This window comes from Lentilactobacillus sp. SPB1-3 (assembly GCF_026913205.2).
Taxonomy (GTDB): domain Bacteria; phylum Bacillota; class Bacilli; order Lactobacillales; family Lactobacillaceae; genus Lentilactobacillus; species Lentilactobacillus terminaliae.
In genome coordinates this window covers 573,362-592,727 of record NZ_CP168151.1, presented here as the reverse complement: position 1 = coordinate 592,727, position 19,366 = coordinate 573,362, and the positions used below count along the sequence as shown (strand labels likewise).

The following is a 19,366-nucleotide window of genomic DNA, read 5'->3' as shown; positions in this document are numbered from 1 at the left end:
CTCCTTTTAAATAGTTAAACCGCCATCGACTGTCAATACTTGGCCAGTAATGTAATCATTATTTGCTAAGAATGAAACCGCATCAGCAATTTCAGAAACGTTTCCAAATCTTTTCAAAGGAATACTTTCTGCGAATTCCTGCTGACGTTTCTCACTCATTGCCTCAACCATATCTGTCCGGACCATTCCAGGTGCAACAGCATTCACACGAATTCCTCTCAATGCCCCTTCACGAGCAGCTGTCTTGGTCAGACCGATTACGCCAGCTTTACTAGCTGAGTAATTTGCTTGGCCAATATTTCCATGAATTCCTGAGATGCTTGAAAGATTAACGATTGATCCCGACCGCTGCTTTTGCATGTATTTCATGACATATTTAGTCATATTGAAGGTCCCAACTAAGTTGGTATCAATCACGGTTTTAAAATCATCGATATTAATTCTAGTTAGCAACTTATCTTTAGTAATTCCAGCATTGTTGACTAAAATGTCAATTCTGCCGAATTTTTCAAAAACATTATCCACCATCGTTTTAGCTGCGTTATCGTCGGATACATCGCCAACAACTAAATCGAAATCATACGAAGATTCTTCAAATGCATTTTTTTGCTCACTTGAAAGTTCTGAATGAGTATTAACTACAACAGTAAAACCATCGTCATACAAACGTTTAGCTGTGGCCAAGCCAATTCCCTTGGCAGCACCAGTAACTAACGCCACACGGTTATCAGATGTCATTTACCTTCCCCCAATTGATTTCTCAAGTCTGTCAACGTTGAAACACTATCTACATGATAAGTATCAACAGATCGATTAATTTTTTTAATTAATTTGCTTAAAGTTGCTCCCGGTCCTAATTCGATAAAAGTATCAGCTGACAAATTAGTCATGATTTGCACTCCGTCGGCAAAATGAGTTGGCTCAATCAGTTGTCGCCTCAAAGTTTGTTCAAGATTATCTTTAGTAAATGGTGCGGAAATAGTGTTGCTAATGACCGGAAATACAGGCTCATGAAATTCAACCTCTGACAGTCTTTTACCCAATTTTTCACTAGCCTCGATCATTAATGGAGTGTGAGAAGCAACAGCAACTTTCATTGGGATAACACGCTTTACCCCATGTTGCTTCAGGTATTCTGACGCCTGGCTGACACCAGTTTCATCCCCACCAATAACTACTTGTGAATTAGTATTGTAATTTGCCGGAAAAACACGACCATTTACATTACCAAAGTTCAGTGCTTCAGCTAATAAATGATCATCAGCGTTTAACACTGCAGTCATTCTGCCAGGATTGTTTTTGCCAGCTATTTCCATGTAATGTGCGCGATCTCGAACTAATTTCAATGCATCACTAAACGACATTGCTCGGGCCGCAACTAAAGCACTGTATTCACCCAAACTTAATCCCGCTGCCACGATGGGAGCTTCAATATCCTGTGCGATTACCCGATTAATAGCGGTACTCATCGTCAATATTGCTACTTGAATATTATTAGGATCATCGAAAATCATTGCATTGCTCAGATCCATACCTAAAACATCCGTGGCTTCATCTACAGTTTGCTTATACAGTGGTTCAGCTCTGTAAAGATCCTGACCCATTTCTTCAAATTGACTCCCCTGACCGCTAAATAGATATCCTAATTTCAAAACAATGGCCTACTTTTTGTTAACTTGTTCGGTAACGTAATCTACTAATTCGCCAACTGTTGACATGCCATCATCTGTTTCAATTTCAATTTCGTATGTATCTTCTAACTTATCAACAATTTCAAAGATATCTAAACTATCAAGATCCAAGTCATTTTTAAAATTAGTTGTTTCTTTAACCTTGTCTGCGTCCACATCTAATTGGTCCACGATAATTGTCTTTACGTTATTGAATACTTCTTCTTTAGTCATTTTAAAATCCTCCAAATGTTTTTAATAAATAAAATTAGTATCTTAATACGATTGTGCCAATCGTTAATCCCCCACCGAAACCGGAGAGAACCACGATATCTCCACGCTTTATTTTGTTGGCCTTAACTAACTCATCGAACAAAATTGGTTCGCTAGCTGCCGCGGTATTCCCGTATTCGCTGATGTTAGTATCAAATTTGTCAAAATCAACTTCCAGCTTTTCAGCAATTCTCTCAATAATTCTGATGTTAGCTTGGTGCAAAACAAAGTGATCCACGTCAGCAAGTGATAAATCAGCCTTTTTCAATGCCGCCTCAATTGAGACAGGCACGTTCTTAACAGCAAAATTGTAAACTCGCCGACCATTCATGGTAAAAAATCTATTAAATTCTGTTTGTTTAGTTTGAAATGGTGTAACTTCTCCAGTTTGACCAGCGGTTAAATACTTGCCCAAATCGCCTAGGGTATTTAAATCAGTGCCTAAAATTGCTCCAGCATTACTGCTATTTGCCAGTAACATTCCTGCGGCACCATCGCCAAATAAAACTGCCGTACTGCGATCATGCCAGTCAATCAGCTTGCTCAAAACCTCGCCACCAATTAAGATAGCTTTTTTTGGTTCATCACTTACCAATAAGTTTTGAACTACTGAAAGTCCGTAAGAAAATCCAGAACAAGCTGCATTTAAATCAAATGCGACGGCATTACTAGCCCCAATCTCGCCTTGAACTGTAGCAGCAACTGATGGAGTTAAGTAATCGGGGGACATAGTAGCGACAACAATATAATCAATATCAACAGGATCGATATCAGACTCCGCTATCAGTTCACGACTAACATCAATACACAAACTTGTAGTTGTTTCCGTGTTAGCAACATGTCGTCGCTTAATTCCAGTTCGTTGGGTAATCCATTCATCTGAAGTGGTCATCATTTTGGCTAAATCATCATTGGTAACTACCCGATCCGGAATTTTTCTCGCTGATTGGAGAACAGAAATATTTTCATATTTCATTAGTCAGATACCTCATCAATAAATTTCAATAATTTTTTTAATACCTGCTCAATAACTTCAATATTGTCATCTGAAAATCCGTCTAAAACACTTTTAACTAGTGTCGAATGAAATGCACTGTGGGCACGATACAAAAGTCGACCCCTATCAGTCAGTTTTAAATTAATGATTCGCCGATCAATTTGGTTGGGGATTCTCATCACATAACCTTTACGGACTAACGTATTGATATTTGCCGTCAAAGTCCCCTTGCTGAGTTTTAAGTAGTTAGCAACCTCGGTAGTGGCTCTTTGTCTATGAAGACCAATTGCATGAACTAAATGCAATTCTTTGGCAGTAACATCTTTAAAACGACTTTTGCGAATTTCGGATTCCTCAATTCGCATAATACTGTCGTACACATCAATCATTGATTCACTAATAAAATTAAAATCGGATTTCTTCTCTTCTATGCTTCGATCAGCCACTAGATCAATCTACCTCCAAAAATTATAGTTTCTTGTCAGCATCTGCGACGATAAATGTTAATTTGCAAGAACAAGCAACCTTATCATCAACGTTAGCAGAACACTTAACTGTGCCCATGTTTGATCGGACTTTCTCCAAATCAACATGTAGCTTTAGAACATCTCCTGGTCGAACAACTTTTCTGAATTTAGCATTATCAATGGCTCCAAGATAAGCAGTTTTTCCTTTAAAATCATCAGATTTTAAAATCAAAATGGATGCTGCTTGAGCAAGTGCCTCGATAATTAAAACTCCAGGCATTACAGGGTTACCAGGAAAATGTCCTTGAAAGAATTCTTCGTTGATCGTTACGTTCTTGGTTACCGTAATCGATTCCCCTGGATTCAACTCATCAACTTTATCCATAAACAAAATCGGATATCGATTAGGGATTAAATCCATAATTTCTGACGTATCTAAAACACTCATTCGTTATTTCTCCTTGTTTTTTTAAGTGAAATATAACACTTAAATTTAGTTTGAAAGTCAAACTATTAGGTGAAAATAAAACGTCCTTAGTGGACGATAGTCATAATAATATAATTTAGTTTGAATATCAAACTAAATTTTTTAGATAATATTTCTTTGGCTTGGCAATCTCTTACAGAGATAAACGATTGACGACAATTAAATATCCAAAAATTTTTTTATTTGAAATGTTTTTGCTAGCTAACAAAGAACCTCCGGTATGACTACCGGAGGTTCTTAATTTTATTCAATTGTTTCATAAATTAAAGTTGGTGCTGAGGCAGAATCAGAAATTTCGATATTATCATATAGGAGCTGTTTGATATCATCGACATTTTCTCGATTACTGTAAATCGTTAACAATGATTCACCGGACTGAATGGCATCACCAATCTTGTGGTGAAGGTAAATTCCAACTGAATAATCCAATTTATCATCAGCTTTTTGACGACCACCGCCAAGCAACATGCTGGCAATACCCACTTCATCAGCCACAATTTTAGACACGACACCAGTAACTTTTGCAGGAAGTTCAATCTGATACTTAGCCTGTGGCAAAACTTTATCAGGATCATCAACTACAGTTTCATTACCATGTTGATCAGCAATCATTTTCTTAAAACTAGCTAGAGCTTGACCATTTTCGATGACTTCCTGGCACATTTGTTTACCATCTTCAGGTGTGCTGGCTACCTTACCCATGACTGCCATATAACCACCAATTGTTGTGGTTAATTCCACCAAATCGTGTGGGCCATTATTCTTTAGTAATTCAATAGACTCTTTAATTTCTAAGGCGTTACCAATAGCGTTCCCCAACGGCTGATTCATATCAGTAATCATAGCCATGCATTGCATGCCCACACCTTTGCCAATACCAACTAATGCCTTTGCCAAATTACGCGAATCATCAAGAGTTTTCATAAATGCTCCTGAACCTGTTTTGACATCGATAATTAGTGCATCAGTCCCGGATGCGATTTTCTTACTCATGATGGAACCAGCAATCAACGGAATGGAGTCAACTGTATCAGTAACATCTCGGAGGGCATATATTTTCTTATCCGCCGGAGCAATATTACCTGTTGCACCGATAATTGCACATTTATCTTTAGTCACTTGATCAATAAATTCCTGTTCAGAAATCTCGACTTGATAACCAGGAATCGCTTCTAATTTATCTAAAGTGCCGCCTGTGTGTCCCAAACCTCGACCAGAAATCATGGGCACAGGAATTCCCAACGAAGCCACCACGGCTGCTAGTGGAATACTTACCTTATCACCAACTCCACCAGTTGAATGTTTATCAACTTTGACGCCAGGAATAGCGCTTAAATCAAGATGATCTCCTGACTCCATCATCTTCATCGTCAATGTTGACTGCTCTCTGTCAGTCATCCCTTGAAAATAAATTGCCATTAATAATGCACTCGTCTGGTAATCAGGAATTTCTCCACTGACGACGCCGTCTACGAAGAATTGTAACTGATCATCAGTTAATTCTGATCCCGAACGTTTTGCATGAATAATATCTACCATTCTCATAAAATTTCCTCCGCTTTGGGTAACCGCTTACAAAACTTTGATCATTAAAAATCTAATAATAATTGGGCAAGTGTTTGATCAAGAATTACACAATTTGTATAACCTGCTTTTAGTGCTGCATGAACTCCAGCAGTTTTTTGATTACCGTACGCAACCAAAATGGCATGTTCTTTTTTCTGCAGATCACTTAAATCAATTCCAATGGTCCGAGCATCAATTTTCGGATCCACCACCCGGCCTTGACCATCAATAAACCGAGAGACGATATCTCCTACGGCCGCACTTTGTAGATGTTTAATTTCTGATTCATCAAAATAACCTAATTGAAAAACCAGCGCTTCAGACCTGACAGTTCCGACAGTAAATAACGCAATGTTAGCATCTTTTCCAAGAGTCAAAATATTATTAATATATCGATCTTGTTCGACCATCTGCTTAGTAGCTAAATTGTCAAAAATCACTGGTAATGGTAAATATTCAGGCGTGACGTGATAAGCCTTAGCCAATTCCTCCACACTCTCATGCGCATAAGTTTTCTCATTGGCAAAGCTCACACTACCTTTTAATTGAACTACTCTGACTCCTGGCACAAACTGATCTTCCAAATGGCTGGTAACACTATGAATAGTCTTACCCCAACCAATGCCGATCACATCTTGAGGTTTTACTATCGAAGTCAGATAATCAGCCGCATATTTACCAACACTGTCTTGAATCGAGCTAGTTCCAACATAGTTATTTGGAACTACATGAAACTCAGCCCCATACTTTTCGTGTAATTTATCTGCCAGTACTTGAACACTCACTACAGGATTAACTATTTGAATTTTAACGATGCCAGTTTCCTTAGCGTATTGCAGCAATCGAGAAACTGTTGGCCTTGAAATATTCAAAGACGCCGCAATGTCGGATTGACTTGCGTTATCTTGATAATACATTTCTGCCACTTGCAAACTTAGTTTTAACTTATCAATATCCCGATTAACTGCCACTCAAACCACCTCAATTAGTCTTTAATATTTTTAACAGCAGTATTTAAAGCCAATCTCATCATTTCATCAAATGAAGTTTCCCGATCTTTGGCCGACATTGCCTCACCCGTCAGTAAATGATCTGACACGGTTAAAATCGTCAACGCCCGAACATGGTATTTAGCTGCTAACAAATAGAGACCACTTGTTTCCATTTCAGTTGCCAAGACGCCGTAATCAATCAACTTTTGCGTATCGATTTCATCATTATAAAAACGATCTGCCGCAAAAATATTACCAACTTTTGTCTTGATTCCCATTTCTTCTGCAACATGATATGCAGAGTCCAACAATTCAAAATCGGCAATTGGTGAATAATACATATTGGGTCCAAAAGTATTTTCAATAATTGATGAATCCGTTGTCCCCGCTTGGCCTAAAATAATGTCTCGCATATGAACATCAGGACTCATACCACCACAACTACCAACTCGATAAATTGTTTTAACACCATATTCTTTGATTAATTCTGTTGTATAAATCGCCAATGAAGGAATACCCATTCCTGAACCTTGAACAGAAATTCTTTTACCTTGATAAGTTCCTGTAAAACCAAACATATTTCTTACGCTACTGTATTGAACTACGTCCTCCAAGAAATTGTCTGCAATGAACTTAGCCCTTAATGGATCTCCTGGCATTAAGACAGTTTCTGCAATTTCACCTTTTTTTGCTCCAATATGTGTACTCATCTTTTCGCCTCCTATTTCAATTTATCAAGAAAACTTGTGCCTACAGGATTACCTGTGACATCAAAATTATCTAAAATTGTTGCACCAAAGTCTGCAAAGGTGTCTCTAACCCCTAGACTGTCCGTCTGAGACATCGATGGTGAATATGCAAGTAATGGAACATATTCTCTAGTATGGTCACTACCGGTGAAACCAGGGTCATTTCCGTGGTCTGCTGTAATCAAAAGTAAATCATCATCTTTTAGATTATTCAAAACACGTTCTAATCGTTTGTCGAAGTCCATCAATGCTTGTCCAAAGCCAATTGGATTACGACGATGACCATACATAGCATCAAAATCAACCAAATTAGTGAAGCAGAATCCCTCAAAGTCTTCTGCCATAACATGATCTACGTGATCCATGCCATCCATATTACTTTCATTATGATATCCTTCATCTATTCCATGACCTGAGAAAATATCATTTATCTTACCGATTCCAACCGTATGAACTCCGGCTGTTTGTAAGTAATCTAAATCAGTTGTTCCAGTTGGTTCGAGTGTGAAATCATGACGGTTAGCTGTTCTAGTAAAGTGATTCTTATCAGGACCAACGTATGGTCGAGCAATAATTCTACCAACAATATATTCTGGTCCGTTCACAATGGATCTAGCGAATTTACAGATTCGATAGAGTTCTTCCAAAGGAATAACATCCTCATGGGCAGCGATTTGCAATACAGAATCTCCAGAGGTATAAACAATCAAATCTCCAGTTTTCATCTGTTCTTCCCCGAGTTCAGCGATGATTTTCGTTCCAGATTCTGGACGGTTACCAATCACTTTACGACCAGAAAAGTCTTCGATTTGTTTAATGATTGAGTTTGGAAAACCATTTGGAAATGTACTCAAAGCTTGTTCAACAGGTAATCCCATCATTTCCCAATGGCCGTCCATACTATCTTTTCCGGCTGAAATTTCTTTCATTTTGCCATAATATCCTAAGGAACGGTCAACTTTATCAACACCTAGAATTGGTTTGTCTCTTAAATTAGCCAAACCCATTTTTTGTAAGTTTGGAATCTTCAAATCACCTTTATAGGCTTCACCAACATGCCCAAGAGTATCTGAGCCAACATCCCCGTATTTTGCTGCATCAGCTGCTTCACCAGTACCAACAGAATCTAATACTATTCCGAAAATTCGTTTATATTTTTTAGTCATCAAATTACCCCCTAAAATAATTTCTAATTATGAAAGAATCTTAACAGTGGCACTAACTCCTAATCGACTCGCACCGGCATCGATCATTGCCAAAGCTTCTTCTTTAGAATGAATTCCACCAGAAGCCTTAACCCCTAATCTGTCGCCGACTGTTTCTCTCATCAACTTAACGTCTTCAAGCTTAGCGCCAGCAGAAGAAAAACCAGTTGATGTTTTAACGTAATCTGAACCTGCCTCTTCAGAAGCTTTACATCCGGCAACGATTTGATCATTGTTTAAATATGAAGTTTCTAAAATAACTTTTAGTAGTTTGCCCTTTTCATGAACAGCATCTGCAACTGCTTTGATATCTTCGGTTACAAATTTAGTGTTACCGTCCAACAATTCACCAATATTGATTACCATATCAACTTCTTCGGCACCATCATCGATGGATGTTTGGGCTTCAAAAACCTTAGTTTCGGTGTTAGTTTCGCCTAATGGGAAGCCAACTACTGTAATTGGATTAACATCACTGTTTTGCAACTTTTCAGCTACTAATGGAATCCAGTGTGAATTTACACAAACGGAAGCGGTGTTATATTTAACGGCTTCCTCGCAAGTTTCGATAATGCTCTCTCTTGTAGCATCTGGTTTTAAATTAGTGTGATCTAAGTACTTTGCTAATTCTGAATTTGTAAGTGTCATAATAAATGTAACCCCTTTCATTTCTTATAAATCAATCATATCTGAATTCTGAACAAATGTAAACGCTTTTATAGAAAATTGGTTCAAACAAAAAGAGTGAATCGCCATATGACGATTCACTCTTTTGATTAGCTATGAAACTGTTATTTCTTTAAATCTTCAATTGAATTAACGTTGGTCATGTAATAAGGAACGGCTAAACCAACCTTAGCACCACGTAAGTTAATTCCAAGATCATCGATTTGACTACGGTAATCTTTATAGAAAACTGCAGACGTTTTAGGTAACCAAGCACTAACCATTGCATCAGCATCATTTCCGGCAACTGCGGCCCACATAGGCTGCATTTCCATCGCTTGAATAGTAACTTTATAACCTAAAGATTTTAAAACTTGGGCAACCACATTGGTTGAGGCAATTTCAGAATCCCAGGCAACGTATGTCATTTTGATTGACTGATTGTGAACATGCTTAATTCCCTTAGTCCATTCGGAAACTTGTTTAGAATTGTTCTTAATCCAATTTTTAGCAGCCTGTGATGGTTCTTCACCGTTATTCACCTTGATCATAACAGATGACATCTGTTTAGGGGTCCAGTGAAAACGATCAAGCATTTCGTATGCTTCAGGCTTATCTTGTTTTAAATTCTTTCTGGTAATCGTATGAATGTCTTCAGCTTTACCATAGACATTTTTAGGATCTTTTAAGAATTTGAGTTTATATTTAGTGAACATCCAATGAGGTGTCCAACCAGTGATAACAATTGGTAATTTTTTCTTATAGTCTTTGTCTAACGTACTAGTCATTGCAGCCGTTGAGCTGGTTTGCAACTGCCAGTTACCCTTATCCAAACCATAGTCTTTGATGGCATTTTGAGTACTGGCCATAATTCCTGCACCAGCATCAATTCCAGTTATCGTGTAATTGATTTGCTTACCAACTGGTTCATTAGGATTATATTTAGCTGTTTGACTTGAGCATCCAGCCAAAACAACAGCCAAGACACCTAATGCGAGGAATGTCGTTAATTTAGTAATTTTTTTTAACATATTAACCCCTCCTATGATTTATCTGATGGGGTTTTGTTGATTGCCTGTGTTACTCGGTCCAAAATGATGGCTAAAATAACAATTGCTAATCCGGCAGCAAAACCGCTTCCGGCATCATTTCTACCAACGGCAAAGTAAACTTTGTTTCCTAAGCCCATGGCTCCGATCATTGAAGCAATAACAACCATTGAAAGTGATAGCATCATACTCTGGTTAACACCAGCCATTAAGGTTGATTTGGCCAAGGGTAATTGTACTTTAATCAATTTCTGCCATGATGTTGAACCATATGAATCAGCAGCCTCTATCAATTCGTTTGGCACTTGGCGAATTCCCAAGTTTGTCATCCGAACTGTTGGTGGCATAGCGAAGATAACAGAGGCAATAACCCCTGGTACCATCCCAATACCAAAGAAGGCAACGGCTGGTATCAAATAAACAAAGGCAGGCATGGTCTGCATAAAGTCCAAAATTGGTTTAGCAATTAGTTGAACCGTATTGGACTTAGCCATCCAAATACCTATTGGGATACCAATAATTAACGCAATCAAACTTGAAGTAAGTACCAATGTTAGTGTTTGCGTCATGTCACGCCAATAACCCTGATTCCAAATATATAACAAACCAACCACTTCGAACGCGATCATTGACCAATGCTTGCGATCTCTAAGTAGATAATAAGTTAATCCTGCAATCAAAACGATTGCTAACCAAATTGGAATAATGTCAAAGACCCATTGAAAACCATCAACGATGCCACCAATAAAGTTAGTAATGGCATTAAAGAATCCTTCAAAACCTGATAACCATTTAACTAAGCTATCAATCCATTGTGCTACTGGTAATTGAGGAATGTTATTCATCTTCAGTCACCTCATTTCCTGAAATTGCACCAAGAACGGCGCCTCTAATGATGATTCCTAATAAATGATTTTGTTTATCAACCACGGCATATGGGAACGGAGATTTAGAAATTTGATCCAAAATCGTTGTGATTGGAGTGTCTTCTTGTGTTGTTGGAATGTCCTTTTCAACAATAGAATCTAACTTACGTTCACCCTTTTCAATCAAGTCTAAGGCATGTTTTGCATCAACTATTCCCACAAACTCGCGTTTACTATTCACTACATAAACTGACGAAATTTCATTCTCACGCATTCGGCGAATGGCGATTCTTGGACCATCTTTATCAATATTAACTGTATTCGGACGAATCATAACGTTTGCAGCAGTCAAGACCTTTGTCCGATCAACATCTTCGATAAATCTTTCAACATAAGCATCAGCTGGTTGTGTCAAGATTTCTTCAGGTGTTCCAGTTTGGACGATCTCACCGTCCTTCATAATCATAATCCGATCACCAATCCTCAAAGCTTCATTTAAGTCATGAGAAATGAAGACAATCGTTTTATGCAAGTTCTCTTGAAGATCCAAAAGTTCATTTTGCATATCCTTACGATTAAGTGGATCCAAAGCGGAAAATGCTTCATCCATTAATAGGATTTCTGTATCATTAGCTAAAGCTCTAGCTAAGCCAACTCGTTGTTGCATCCCACCAGATAATTGGGTTGGTAACTGATCATCATAACCATGTAATCCAACTAGTTCCAACGCATCATGAGCTCGTTGTAATCGTTCTTCTTTACCAACACCTTTAACTTCCAAACCATAAGCGGTGTTCTCAATAATTGTTCTGTTTGGGAGTAAGGCAAAGCTTTGAAAAACCATACTCATTTGTTCTCTACGAACTTCTAATAATTCTTTCTTGCTTAGATTTGTTAAATCTTGGCCATCAATTAAGATGTGACCAGATGTAGGTTCGATCAATCGGTTGATCATTCGTATCATTGTTGACTTACCTGAACCAGAAAGTCCCATGATAACGAAGATTTCTCCTTCATTAACCTCAAAACTAGCATTTTTAACACCGACTGTAGATCCTGTTTGTTCGAGGATTTCAGCCTTTGACTTACCAGCATCAATTAATTCTTGGGCCCGGCCAATCCGGCGACCAAATATTTTGGTAAGATTTTGCACTTGAAGTTTAGTTGTCATGTGCTCCTCCTTACATTCTTTAAAATAAAAAATTTATTTTTATAAGCACTTAAATAAGTCCTCAAAAAATAAATTAACAGATACAACCGTAACAAAATCAGCTAACTAATTCAAATGATTATCTCTTTTATATAATTACTTATGCAGACCAAACCGGCTTCAAATCAGTGTTCACAGTGATTATACTTATCTAGAAAATTTTATGCACTTTTTTACAAAAAACGTTTCATTTCAACGGAATCCGTTCTATGTATGGTAAATATCCTTGACATACATGGACAATATAATTTAGCATAATAAACGCAATTATATTTTATTTTATAGGAGAATAGTCATGAAAAAATTTCTTGCAGAATTTTTTGGTACGATGATCCTAGTTTTACTAGGAACTGGTACCGTAGTTATCGCCAAGGGTGATGTTTTAGCAATTGGACTTGCCTTTGGATTAGCAATCACTATTTCAGCATACTCATTTGGTGCTGTTTCTGGTGGTCACTTTAACCCCGCTGTTACAACCGCAATGTGGATCAATCATAAGATTGATTTGCCTAACGCAATTGGTTACATCGTTTCCCAATTTGTTGGTGCAATCGTTGGTTCTGCCTTCGTGTTGTACTTCGTTAAATCTCTTGGTTTACCAAGTACTTCTCTAGGTCAAAATGATTTTCCTAATATTTCTTCTCTCACAGCCATTATTGTGGAAATCTTGATCACATTCATCTTTGTAACTATTATTTTGTTGGTTACTAGTGATAAATTTGGCAACCCAAACATGGCAGGATTAATCATCGGAATTGCTCTTGCATTCTTGATTATCATTGCCTTGAACTTAACTGGTGGTTCATTGAACCCTGCTAGATCATTTGGGCCAGCAATCTTCGCTGGTGGTTCAGCTCTATCACATTACTGGGTATTCCTAGTAGCTCCAGAAATTGGTGCTATCTTAGCTGCTTTTGTTGCAAGATACTTTGAAAATTAATCAAACGAAAAGACGTTACTAAATAGTAACGTCTTTTTTTGTGGAAACTTCTATAGTCCCAACAAGATAGCAATCAACGTGATCATCGCCACGCCACCCTGCAATAAAATAATCTTAGGATTACTAGTAATTCCGCCATAAATAGCAACTAGCACCGTATAGATCATCAAAAGCATCAATGCTGGTTGACTGCCATATAAAAAGATTGCTAAGAATATCAAACCGCCAATCAAACCGTTATACACACCCTGATTTTTTAATAATGTATTAACAGTAGGCCGTCGTAGTTCCTCTTGTGTTTGGTTAAAAACTTTAGCCGTAAGCTTAGATGCCGTGGCAAATGTCTCAAGGTATAAAATATAAAAGTATTCCAAAGCAACCAAAGTGCCCAATATTTTGATAATAATGCTCATGTCAATTTTCCCCCATATTTTTAGTATAAACAAAAAAACTGTTATCCCAATCAATTGCATTGAGATAACAGTTTTATTTTACTTTAAACTTTATTTGATGGAGTGATTTAAGCTTTTTCTAAAACAGAAACACTTTCAACGTGAACTGTTTGTGGGAATTGATCCACTGGTTGAACCGGTTGATTAAGATGATAACCGAAGTCGCCAAATAACTTAACGTCACGAGCCAACGTAGCAGGATTACATGATACATAAACTACACGTTTAGGATTCATGTCAGCAACACTCTTAATCAATGATTCAGCAAGGCCCTTACGTGGCGGATCAACAATAACAACATCCGGTTTCAAACCGTCAGCTTGCCATTTTTCCATCTGCTCTTCTGCTTTGTTAACAACAAACTTAACATTTTTGATCTTGTTGATTTTAGCATTGGTTTCAGCATCTTTCACAGCGTCTTCAACTACTTCGACACCGTAAACTTGCTTCACTGAATTAGCAACAGACAATGAAATGGTACCAATACCACTATAAGCATCGATAACAACATCATCCTTGGTCAATTCAGCCTTATCAATTGCTAATTGATACAACTTTTCAGTTTGTACCGGATTAACTTGATAGAATGAGTTAGCTGAAATTTCAAAGTCTAATCCCATTAATTGATCATGAATTCGATCAACACCGCTTAATAAAACATTCTTTTTGCCTAACACTACGTTAGTCTTCTCAGGATTGATATTTTGAATCAAACTAGTCAAACCAGGAATTTGTTCGTTGATTTGTCGGGTGATTTCTTCGACACTAGGCAACTTTTTAGTTCTGGTAACTAACACAATCATCATTTCGCCAGAGTACTTACCAACTCGCACCATAATATTCCGAATAACTCCAGTATGATTACGTTCATCATAAGCTTCTAATTGGAACTTACGAAGAATGTCACGCACGATTAGGACTGCTTTATCGATTCTTTCGTCTTGAATCTTAAAGTCTTCTAACGGAATCATTTCGTGTGAATGTTTCTTGTAAAAACCAGTTGATAGCAATCCATTAACATTTCTAACCGGAATTTGAGCCTTGTTTCGGTAATGGAATGGATCTTCCATACCGATAGTTTCATTAACTTCGGCAGGAATCTTTAATTTATCAAAATCAACTTGGACTTGATGTTGCTTAAACTTTAATTGTGCCGGGTATTTTAAATGTTGTAATGGAGTAATCCCAGTTTGAGTATATGCCTTTTCGATTCCATGAACTCGGTCTGAACTTTCAACTAAAACCTTGTCCACTCGCCCGAATGCGAAGTTTTTCTTAACTTTAGTAATCAAGGTAATTACCTTTTCACCGACTAAAGCATTTTCAATAAAGATTGGAAAATCTTCAATCTTGGCAACACCCATCCCTTCATAAGTTAAGTCTTGAATCGTTACTTCATAAGTTTCGTTCTTGGCAACTGGGGCCGTAAATTTCATGTATGCACCTTTTCCTTTAACCAAATAAAAATTGCGAAGCAAAGTTAACCGCCACGCAATCCCTTATTTTATCTCTTAGTTATTAACATCAGTATCATTATCTGGAAGCTTATCGACATTTTCAATAAATGTCTTTTCTAAGTTAATTAGTTCTTCACTGTCATCAGTGTACGCCTTATTTGGCATATCGTCTAGGTTAGCGAACATTTCAATATGTTGCTTCAAGTTTACAAACTTCATGGGAGCGTCGCCACCGTACTCACCGTCAAGGTTAATCTGCATTCGATTCTTAACTGGTTTAGCGACAACTTTCTTTGTTTTTTTATAAATAATTCTAGGGTCATTAATATGCTTTCCGCCGTTAATCACCTTAGCAGCCAAATGCATAATTTCAACCAAATTACTTGTTTTAACAATGATCAATGTAAACTTACCATCATCTAGAGCAGCATCAGGAACAATTTGTTCAAAACCACCCACTGAATTAGTTAATGCCAAGAAGAACATTGAAGCCTTACCCTTAAATTCACCATCATCATACTTAATGTCCATCTCGATTGGTCGAATTCTGGGTAATAGTTCAGCACCTCTAACTAAATAAGCTAGGTAGCCAAATAATGTTTTCAAATCCGAAGGAACATCATATGTCAGCTCAGTTAATAAACCACCAGCTGCAATATTGATAAAGTAATTTTCATCAGCTTTACCAACGTCCATACGAATCATTTGTTTTTTTAAGACAACCTTAGCTGCCTCAACAGGATCTTCACGGGGAATATGCAACGCTCTAGCGTAATCATTGGTTGTTCCCGCTGGGATAATGGCCATCTTTGGTCGTTTTTTTAATGGCGCTAGTCCATTGACGACTTCGTTGATTGTACCATCACCACCGGCAGCAACAACTAAATCAAATCCTTCTTGTCCAGCTCGACTAGCTTCATTCTTAGCTGAATCATGCTCTGGGGTTGTTGCAAAAGCACTAGTTTCGTATCCTGCTTGCTCAAAAACATTCAGAATATCAACTAGCTTTTGCTTTAATAATTCCCTTCCAGATGTTGGGTTATAAATTACTCTGGCACGTTTACGCATACCCTTACCTGTCCTTCTATTTATTCATTGATGCAATTAATAACTTGTTAACTACTGATGGATTTGCTTTTCCTTGTGTCTTCTTCATAATTTGGCCAACTAAGAAACCGATTGCTCGATCCTTACCATTATGGAAATCTTCAACTGATTGAGGATTATCTGCAAGAACTTCATCCACGATCGGTTGAATTTGAGCAGGGTCAGAAAGTTGCACCATACCCTTTTCTTCAACAAACGCCTTAGGTTCTTTACCTTCAGAAACGGCTTTGAAGACTTTTTTAGCCATCTTAGATGAAATAGTTCCATCAGTGATTAATTTAACCATTGTTGCTAAGTTTTCAGCAGTAATGTCTGTTTTTTGTAAATCAACGTGGTTATCATTCAAGAACGCATTAACGTCACCTTGTAGGTAGTTAGCTGATAATTTAGGATCAGCTCCACGAGATACCATTTCGTCAAAGAAATCAGACATTTCCTTAGTCTGAGTCAGCACCATTGCATCATAATCAGTGATTCCTAATTCATTTACATAGCGATCACGACGTTTTTTAGGTGCTTCTGGAAGATCCTTTTCGATAGAATCAATCCATGACTGAGAAATATCCAATGCTGGTAGATCAGGTTCTGGGAAGTAACGATAATCATCGGCGCCTTCCTTGACCCGCATTAAGATTGTTTGACCAGTAGTTTCATCAAAACGACGAGTTTCTGGTTGAATTACTTCCCCAGACATCAACAATCGTTGTTGGCGTTGCTCCTCATAAGCTAAACCTTTACGAACATAATTGAATGAGTTTAAGTTCTTAAGCTCAGTCTTGGTTCCGTATTCCTTTTGACCAACTGGACGAATTGAAATATTAACGTCCACACGCATTGATCCTTCTTCCATCTTAACATCAGAAACACCAGTAAATTGGATAACCTGACGAAGTTCTTCTAAGTAAGCATATGCTTCATCTGGTGAGGCGATATCTGGTTTAGAAACAATTTCGACCAATGGTGTTCCTTGACGGTTTAAGTCAACATAAGAATATTGATTGCTGTGGGTATTCTTACCAGCATCTTCTTCAATATGAAGTTCTTGAATACCAATACGCTTCTTCTTACCATCTACCTCGATTTCAACATAACCATCATGTCCTAGAGGGGTTTCAGATTCAGTGATTTGATAAGCTTTTGGGTTATCAGGATAGAAATAGTTTTTTCGGTCAAAATGTGGGTGGCGTTCGATATCAGCATGTAAAGCTAAAGCAGCTTTAATTCCTGATTCAACGACTCCTTTGTTAGTTGAAGGTAAGACACCAGGATAACCCCAATCAATAACGTTGGTATTTGAGTTAGGATCATCACCGAATTCAACGGGAGATGGACTAAAAATTTTCGAGTTAGTTTTTAACTCCACGTGGACTTCAAGTCCAATTGTTGTTTCAAAATTCATTAGTTATTTCCTCCCATCTTTGGTGTTTGTTTATGAAAATCAGTAGCTTGTTCAAAAGCGTTACCAGCTTGATAAATGGTTGCTTCATCAAAAGGTTTACCAATCAATTGCACACCAACAGGAAGACCATCAGCAAAGCCAGCGGGAATTGACATTCCTGGAAGGCCGGCAAGGTTAACTGGTAATGTCAATACATCGTTCATGTACATAGTCATTGGGTCACTCACGTCTTCACCAATTCCGTATGCAGGTGTTGGAGCAGTTGGTGCCAAAATTAGGTCGTAATCTTTAAAGACATTGGTAAAGTCGTTGATCATTAACGTTCTAACTTGAGCAGCCTTCTTGAAGTATGCATCATAAAAACCAGCTGAAAGTGAAAATGTTCCCAGCATAATTCTTCTCTTAACTTCATCACCAAATCCTTCTGAACGAGACTTAACATACAAATCTTCAAGATTCTTAACACCTTCAGCACGATAACCATAACGGATACCGTCAAAACGTTGTAAGTTAGATGAAGCTTCTGATGATGAGATGATGTAATAAGCTGCCACTCCATATTCGGTATTTGGTAATGATACCTCTTCTACAGTAGCACCTAATTTTTTGTAGGTTTCAGCAGCATCTAGAACTGTTTGCTTAACAGCATCATCAATTCCAGCAGCCATGAATTCACTTGGAATTCCAATCTTCATTCCCTTAACACCAGCATTTAAATTAGCTGTGAAATCAGGAACTTCCTTATCAGAACTAGTCATATCATGTTCGTCATGGCCAGCAATGGCATTTAATAACGTTGCGTTATCTTCAACATTTCTAGTAATTGGTCCGATTTGATCCAATGATGAACCAAAGGCAATCAGTCCCCAACGAGAAACACGGCCATATGTTGGCTTCATCCCAACGACACCATTAAATGATGCAGGTTGACGAATTGAACCACCAGTATCTGATCCCAAAGCAGCGATAACTTCACCAGCAGCAACTGCAGCAGCAGAACCACCTGATGAACCACCTGGAACTTTAGTAGTATCCCATGGGTTATGAGTAATTTTAAAGGCAGAATTTTCAGTTGAGCCACCCATTGCAAATTCATCCATGTTGGTTTTACCAACATTGATTGCATTTAGGTTAGCCAATTTGTCGACAACAGTGGCATTATAAATTGGCTTGAAGTCAGCTAACATTTTTGATGCAGCTGTAGTTGTAAATCCCTTGGTAACCAAATTATCCTTTAATGCAATTGGCATCCCTGACAACAAATTATCAGCATCGATACCAGCCTCATCAACTGCTTGAGCATGCTTTACAGCACCCTCTTCATCAACATTGATAAAAGCATTGATATCCTTATCAACATCAGCAATGTTAGCGAGGGTTTGTTTAGTTAATTCTTCAGAAGTAATTTCTTTGTTAACTAATTTTTCATGAATTGAGCTTAATGATTGGTCAAAATAATTCATTATTCGTTATCCCCACTTTCGTCGATAATTGCAGGAACCTTGATGTAGCCATTTTCAGCGTCAGGAGCGTTATCTAGTAACTCAGCTCGTTGATTCCAGTTATCAGCAATATCTTCTCTCATAGTGTTTAATTGGTCACTAACACTAGTGGTTGGTTCAACACCTTCAGTATCAACTTTACTTAAGGTTTCGAACATTCCAATAATTTTGTCTAATTGCTCAGTAAAATATGGAAGCTGATCAGCTTCCAATTTTAATTTTGCTAATTGAGCAACGTGGTTTACTTGGTTTTCTGAAATTCTTTCGCTCATTTCGACCCTTCCTTTCAATTAATCACAAGTGACATTTTAC

Annotated in this window: 21 protein-coding genes; 1 reads left to right on the top strand and 20 read right to left on the bottom strand. The window is 37.7% G+C overall.

Going from position 1 to position 19,366, the window contains the following annotated elements:
- Window positions 1-6: 6 nt before the first annotated feature.
- From O0236_RS02930 to O0236_RS02865, 14 genes are all read right to left on the bottom strand, one after another.
- Entirely contained in the window at window positions 7-738 is a 732-nt protein-coding gene (locus O0236_RS02930; RefSeq protein ID WP_268912672.1) for a 3-oxoacyl-ACP reductase family protein, read from the bottom strand.
- Window positions 735-1,652, bottom strand: a complete 918-nt coding sequence (locus tag O0236_RS02925; protein ID WP_268912671.1) for an ACP S-malonyltransferase — start codon at window positions 1,650-1,652, stop codon at window positions 735-737. Before O0236_RS02925 ends, O0236_RS02930 begins: the two co-directional genes overlap by 4 nt.
- 9 nt (window positions 1,653-1,661) lie before the next feature.
- The gene (locus O0236_RS02920; RefSeq protein WP_268912670.1) at window positions 1,662-1,904 is read right to left on the bottom strand and encodes an acyl carrier protein; all 243 of its coding nucleotides are present in this window, start codon (window positions 1,902-1,904) and stop codon (window positions 1,662-1,664) included.
- A gap of 34 nt (window positions 1,905-1,938) precedes the next feature.
- Window positions 1,939-2,919, bottom strand: coding sequence for a beta-ketoacyl-ACP synthase III (locus O0236_RS02915; RefSeq protein ID WP_268912669.1), 981 nt, complete (start codon window positions 2,917-2,919; stop codon window positions 1,939-1,941).
- Window positions 2,919-3,329, bottom strand: coding sequence for a MarR family winged helix-turn-helix transcriptional regulator (locus O0236_RS02910; RefSeq protein WP_268912740.1), 411 nt, complete (start codon window positions 3,327-3,329; stop codon window positions 2,919-2,921). The genes O0236_RS02915 and O0236_RS02910 overlap by 1 nt, the downstream gene beginning before the upstream one ends.
- Before the next feature lie 79 nt (window positions 3,330-3,408).
- Entirely contained in the window at window positions 3,409-3,855 is a 447-nt protein-coding gene (fabZ, locus tag O0236_RS02905; RefSeq protein WP_268912668.1) for a 3-hydroxyacyl-ACP dehydratase FabZ, read from the bottom strand.
- 282 nt (window positions 3,856-4,137) lie between these two features.
- On the bottom strand, window positions 4,138-5,439 hold the full coding sequence (locus tag O0236_RS02900) for a pyrimidine-nucleoside phosphorylase (protein ID WP_268912667.1): 1,302 nt from the start codon (window positions 5,437-5,439) through the stop codon (window positions 4,138-4,140).
- A 44-nt stretch (window positions 5,440-5,483) separates the two neighbouring features.
- Entirely contained in the window at window positions 5,484-6,431 is a 948-nt protein-coding gene (locus tag O0236_RS02895; RefSeq protein ID WP_268912666.1) for a sugar-binding transcriptional regulator, read from the bottom strand.
- A 14-nt stretch (window positions 6,432-6,445) separates the two neighbouring features.
- Window positions 6,446-7,162, bottom strand: a complete 717-nt coding sequence (gene deoD, locus O0236_RS02890) for a purine-nucleoside phosphorylase (RefSeq protein ID WP_268912665.1) — start codon at window positions 7,160-7,162, stop codon at window positions 6,446-6,448.
- 11 nt (window positions 7,163-7,173) lie between these two features.
- Entirely contained in the window at window positions 7,174-8,370 is a 1,197-nt protein-coding gene (locus tag O0236_RS02885; protein WP_268912664.1) for a phosphopentomutase, read from the bottom strand.
- Window positions 8,371-8,394: 24 nt separating this feature from the next.
- Entirely contained in the window at window positions 8,395-9,054 is a 660-nt protein-coding gene (deoC, locus tag O0236_RS02880; RefSeq protein ID WP_268912663.1) for a deoxyribose-phosphate aldolase, read from the bottom strand.
- Between the two features lie 143 nt (window positions 9,055-9,197).
- The gene (locus O0236_RS02875) at window positions 9,198-10,103 is read right to left on the bottom strand and encodes a glycine betaine ABC transporter substrate-binding protein (RefSeq protein ID WP_268912662.1); all 906 of its coding nucleotides are present in this window, start codon (window positions 10,101-10,103) and stop codon (window positions 9,198-9,200) included.
- Window positions 10,104-10,114: 11 nt separating this feature from the next.
- Window positions 10,115-10,966, bottom strand: a complete 852-nt coding sequence (locus tag O0236_RS02870) for an ABC transporter permease (protein ID WP_268912661.1) — start codon at window positions 10,964-10,966, stop codon at window positions 10,115-10,117.
- Window positions 10,959-12,158, bottom strand: coding sequence for a quaternary amine ABC transporter ATP-binding protein (locus O0236_RS02865; protein ID WP_268912660.1), 1,200 nt, complete (start codon window positions 12,156-12,158; stop codon window positions 10,959-10,961). The genes O0236_RS02870 and O0236_RS02865 overlap by 8 nt, the downstream gene beginning before the upstream one ends.
- A gap of 334 nt (window positions 12,159-12,492) precedes the next feature.
- On the opposite strand from O0236_RS02865, the gene O0236_RS02860 reads away from it, so the two are divergent.
- Entirely contained in the window at window positions 12,493-13,137 is a 645-nt protein-coding gene (locus O0236_RS02860) for an MIP/aquaporin family protein (RefSeq protein WP_268912659.1), read from the top strand.
- Between the two features lie 50 nt (window positions 13,138-13,187).
- Here O0236_RS02860 and O0236_RS02855 read toward each other — a convergent pair whose 3' ends face one another.
- The 6 genes from O0236_RS02855 to gatC all read right to left on the bottom strand — a co-directional run bounded on the left by O0236_RS02855 (window position 13,188) and on the right by gatC (window position 19,326).
- Window positions 13,188-13,550: a DUF1304 domain-containing protein gene (locus O0236_RS02855; RefSeq protein WP_268912658.1), complete on the bottom strand. Its 363-nt coding sequence runs from the start codon at window positions 13,548-13,550 to the stop codon at window positions 13,188-13,190.
- 107 nt (window positions 13,551-13,657) lie between these two features.
- Window positions 13,658-15,025 (bottom strand): 23S rRNA (uracil(1939)-C(5))-methyltransferase RlmD, encoded by a 1,368-nt coding sequence (rlmD, locus tag O0236_RS02850; RefSeq protein WP_268912657.1) that lies wholly within the window; start codon window positions 15,023-15,025, stop codon window positions 13,658-13,660.
- Window positions 15,026-15,100: 75 nt separating this feature from the next.
- Window positions 15,101-16,114 carry a diacylglycerol kinase gene (locus O0236_RS02845; RefSeq protein WP_268912656.1) on the bottom strand — a complete coding sequence of 338 codons (1,014 nt, stop codon included), beginning with the start codon at window positions 16,112-16,114 and terminating at the stop codon, window positions 15,101-15,103.
- A 16-nt stretch (window positions 16,115-16,130) separates the two neighbouring features.
- The gene (gatB, locus tag O0236_RS02840) at window positions 16,131-17,552 is read right to left on the bottom strand and encodes an Asp-tRNA(Asn)/Glu-tRNA(Gln) amidotransferase subunit GatB (RefSeq protein ID WP_268912655.1); all 1,422 of its coding nucleotides are present in this window, start codon (window positions 17,550-17,552) and stop codon (window positions 16,131-16,133) included.
- Window positions 17,552-19,015 carry an Asp-tRNA(Asn)/Glu-tRNA(Gln) amidotransferase subunit GatA gene (gene gatA, locus O0236_RS02835; protein ID WP_268912654.1) on the bottom strand — a complete coding sequence of 488 codons (1,464 nt, stop codon included), beginning with the start codon at window positions 19,013-19,015 and terminating at the stop codon, window positions 17,552-17,554. The genes gatB and gatA overlap by 1 nt, the downstream gene beginning before the upstream one ends.
- A complete protein-coding gene (gene gatC, locus O0236_RS02830) occupies window positions 19,015-19,326 on the bottom strand; it encodes an Asp-tRNA(Asn)/Glu-tRNA(Gln) amidotransferase subunit GatC (RefSeq protein WP_268912653.1) in 312 nt (103 codons plus the stop codon). The genes gatA and gatC overlap by 1 nt, the downstream gene beginning before the upstream one ends.
- Between the last annotated feature and the right edge of the window lie 40 nt (window positions 19,327-19,366).

What these genes read in the sequence shown, in the direction of transcription:
- gatA (WP_268912654.1), bottom strand. Translation starts at nt 19,015, where the DNA reads ATGAATTATTTTGACCAATCATTAAGCTCAATTCATGAAAAATTAGTT.
- O0236_RS02920 (WP_268912670.1), bottom strand. Translation starts at nt 1,904, where the DNA reads ATGACTAAAGAAGAAGTATTCAATAACGTAAAGACAATTATCGTGGAC.
- deoC (WP_268912663.1), bottom strand. Translation starts at nt 9,054, where the DNA reads ATGACACTTACAAATTCAGAATTAGCAAAGTACTTAGATCACACTAAT.
- fabZ (WP_268912668.1), bottom strand. Translation starts at nt 3,855, where the DNA reads ATGAGTGTTTTAGATACGTCAGAAATTATGGATTTAATCCCTAATCGA.
- deoD (WP_268912665.1), bottom strand. Translation starts at nt 7,162, where the DNA reads ATGAGTACACATATTGGAGCAAAAAAAGGTGAAATTGCAGAAACTGTC.
- gatC (WP_268912653.1), bottom strand. Translation starts at nt 19,326, where the DNA reads ATGAGCGAAAGAATTTCAGAAAACCAAGTAAACCACGTTGCTCAATTA.
- gatB (WP_268912655.1), bottom strand. Translation starts at nt 17,552, where the DNA reads ATGAATTTTGAAACAACAATTGGACTTGAAGTCCACGTGGAGTTAAAA.
- O0236_RS02875 (WP_268912662.1), bottom strand. Translation starts at nt 10,103, where the DNA reads ATGTTAAAAAAAATTACTAAATTAACGACATTCCTCGCATTAGGTGTC.
- O0236_RS02855 (WP_268912658.1), bottom strand. Translation starts at nt 13,550, where the DNA reads ATGAGCATTATTATCAAAATATTGGGCACTTTGGTTGCTTTGGAATAC.
- O0236_RS02845 (WP_268912656.1), bottom strand. Translation starts at nt 16,114, where the DNA reads ATGCGTAAACGTGCCAGAGTAATTTATAACCCAACATCTGGAAGGGAA.
- rlmD (WP_268912657.1), bottom strand. Translation starts at nt 15,025, where the DNA reads ATGAAATTTACGGCCCCAGTTGCCAAGAACGAAACTTATGAAGTAACG.
- O0236_RS02900 (WP_268912667.1), bottom strand. Translation starts at nt 5,439, where the DNA reads ATGAGAATGGTAGATATTATTCATGCAAAACGTTCGGGATCAGAATTA.
- O0236_RS02915 (WP_268912669.1), bottom strand. Translation starts at nt 2,919, where the DNA reads ATGAAATATGAAAATATTTCTGTTCTCCAATCAGCGAGAAAAATTCCG.
- O0236_RS02910 (WP_268912740.1), bottom strand. Translation starts at nt 3,329, where the DNA reads ATGATTGATGTGTACGACAGTATTATGCGAATTGAGGAATCCGAAATT.
- O0236_RS02930 (WP_268912672.1), bottom strand. Translation starts at nt 738, where the DNA reads ATGACATCTGATAACCGTGTGGCGTTAGTTACTGGTGCTGCCAAGGGA.
- O0236_RS02860 (WP_268912659.1), top strand. Translation starts at nt 12,493, where the DNA reads ATGAAAAAATTTCTTGCAGAATTTTTTGGTACGATGATCCTAGTTTTA.
- O0236_RS02870 (WP_268912661.1), bottom strand. Translation starts at nt 10,966, where the DNA reads ATGAATAACATTCCTCAATTACCAGTAGCACAATGGATTGATAGCTTA.
- O0236_RS02865 (WP_268912660.1), bottom strand. Translation starts at nt 12,158, where the DNA reads ATGACAACTAAACTTCAAGTGCAAAATCTTACCAAAATATTTGGTCGC.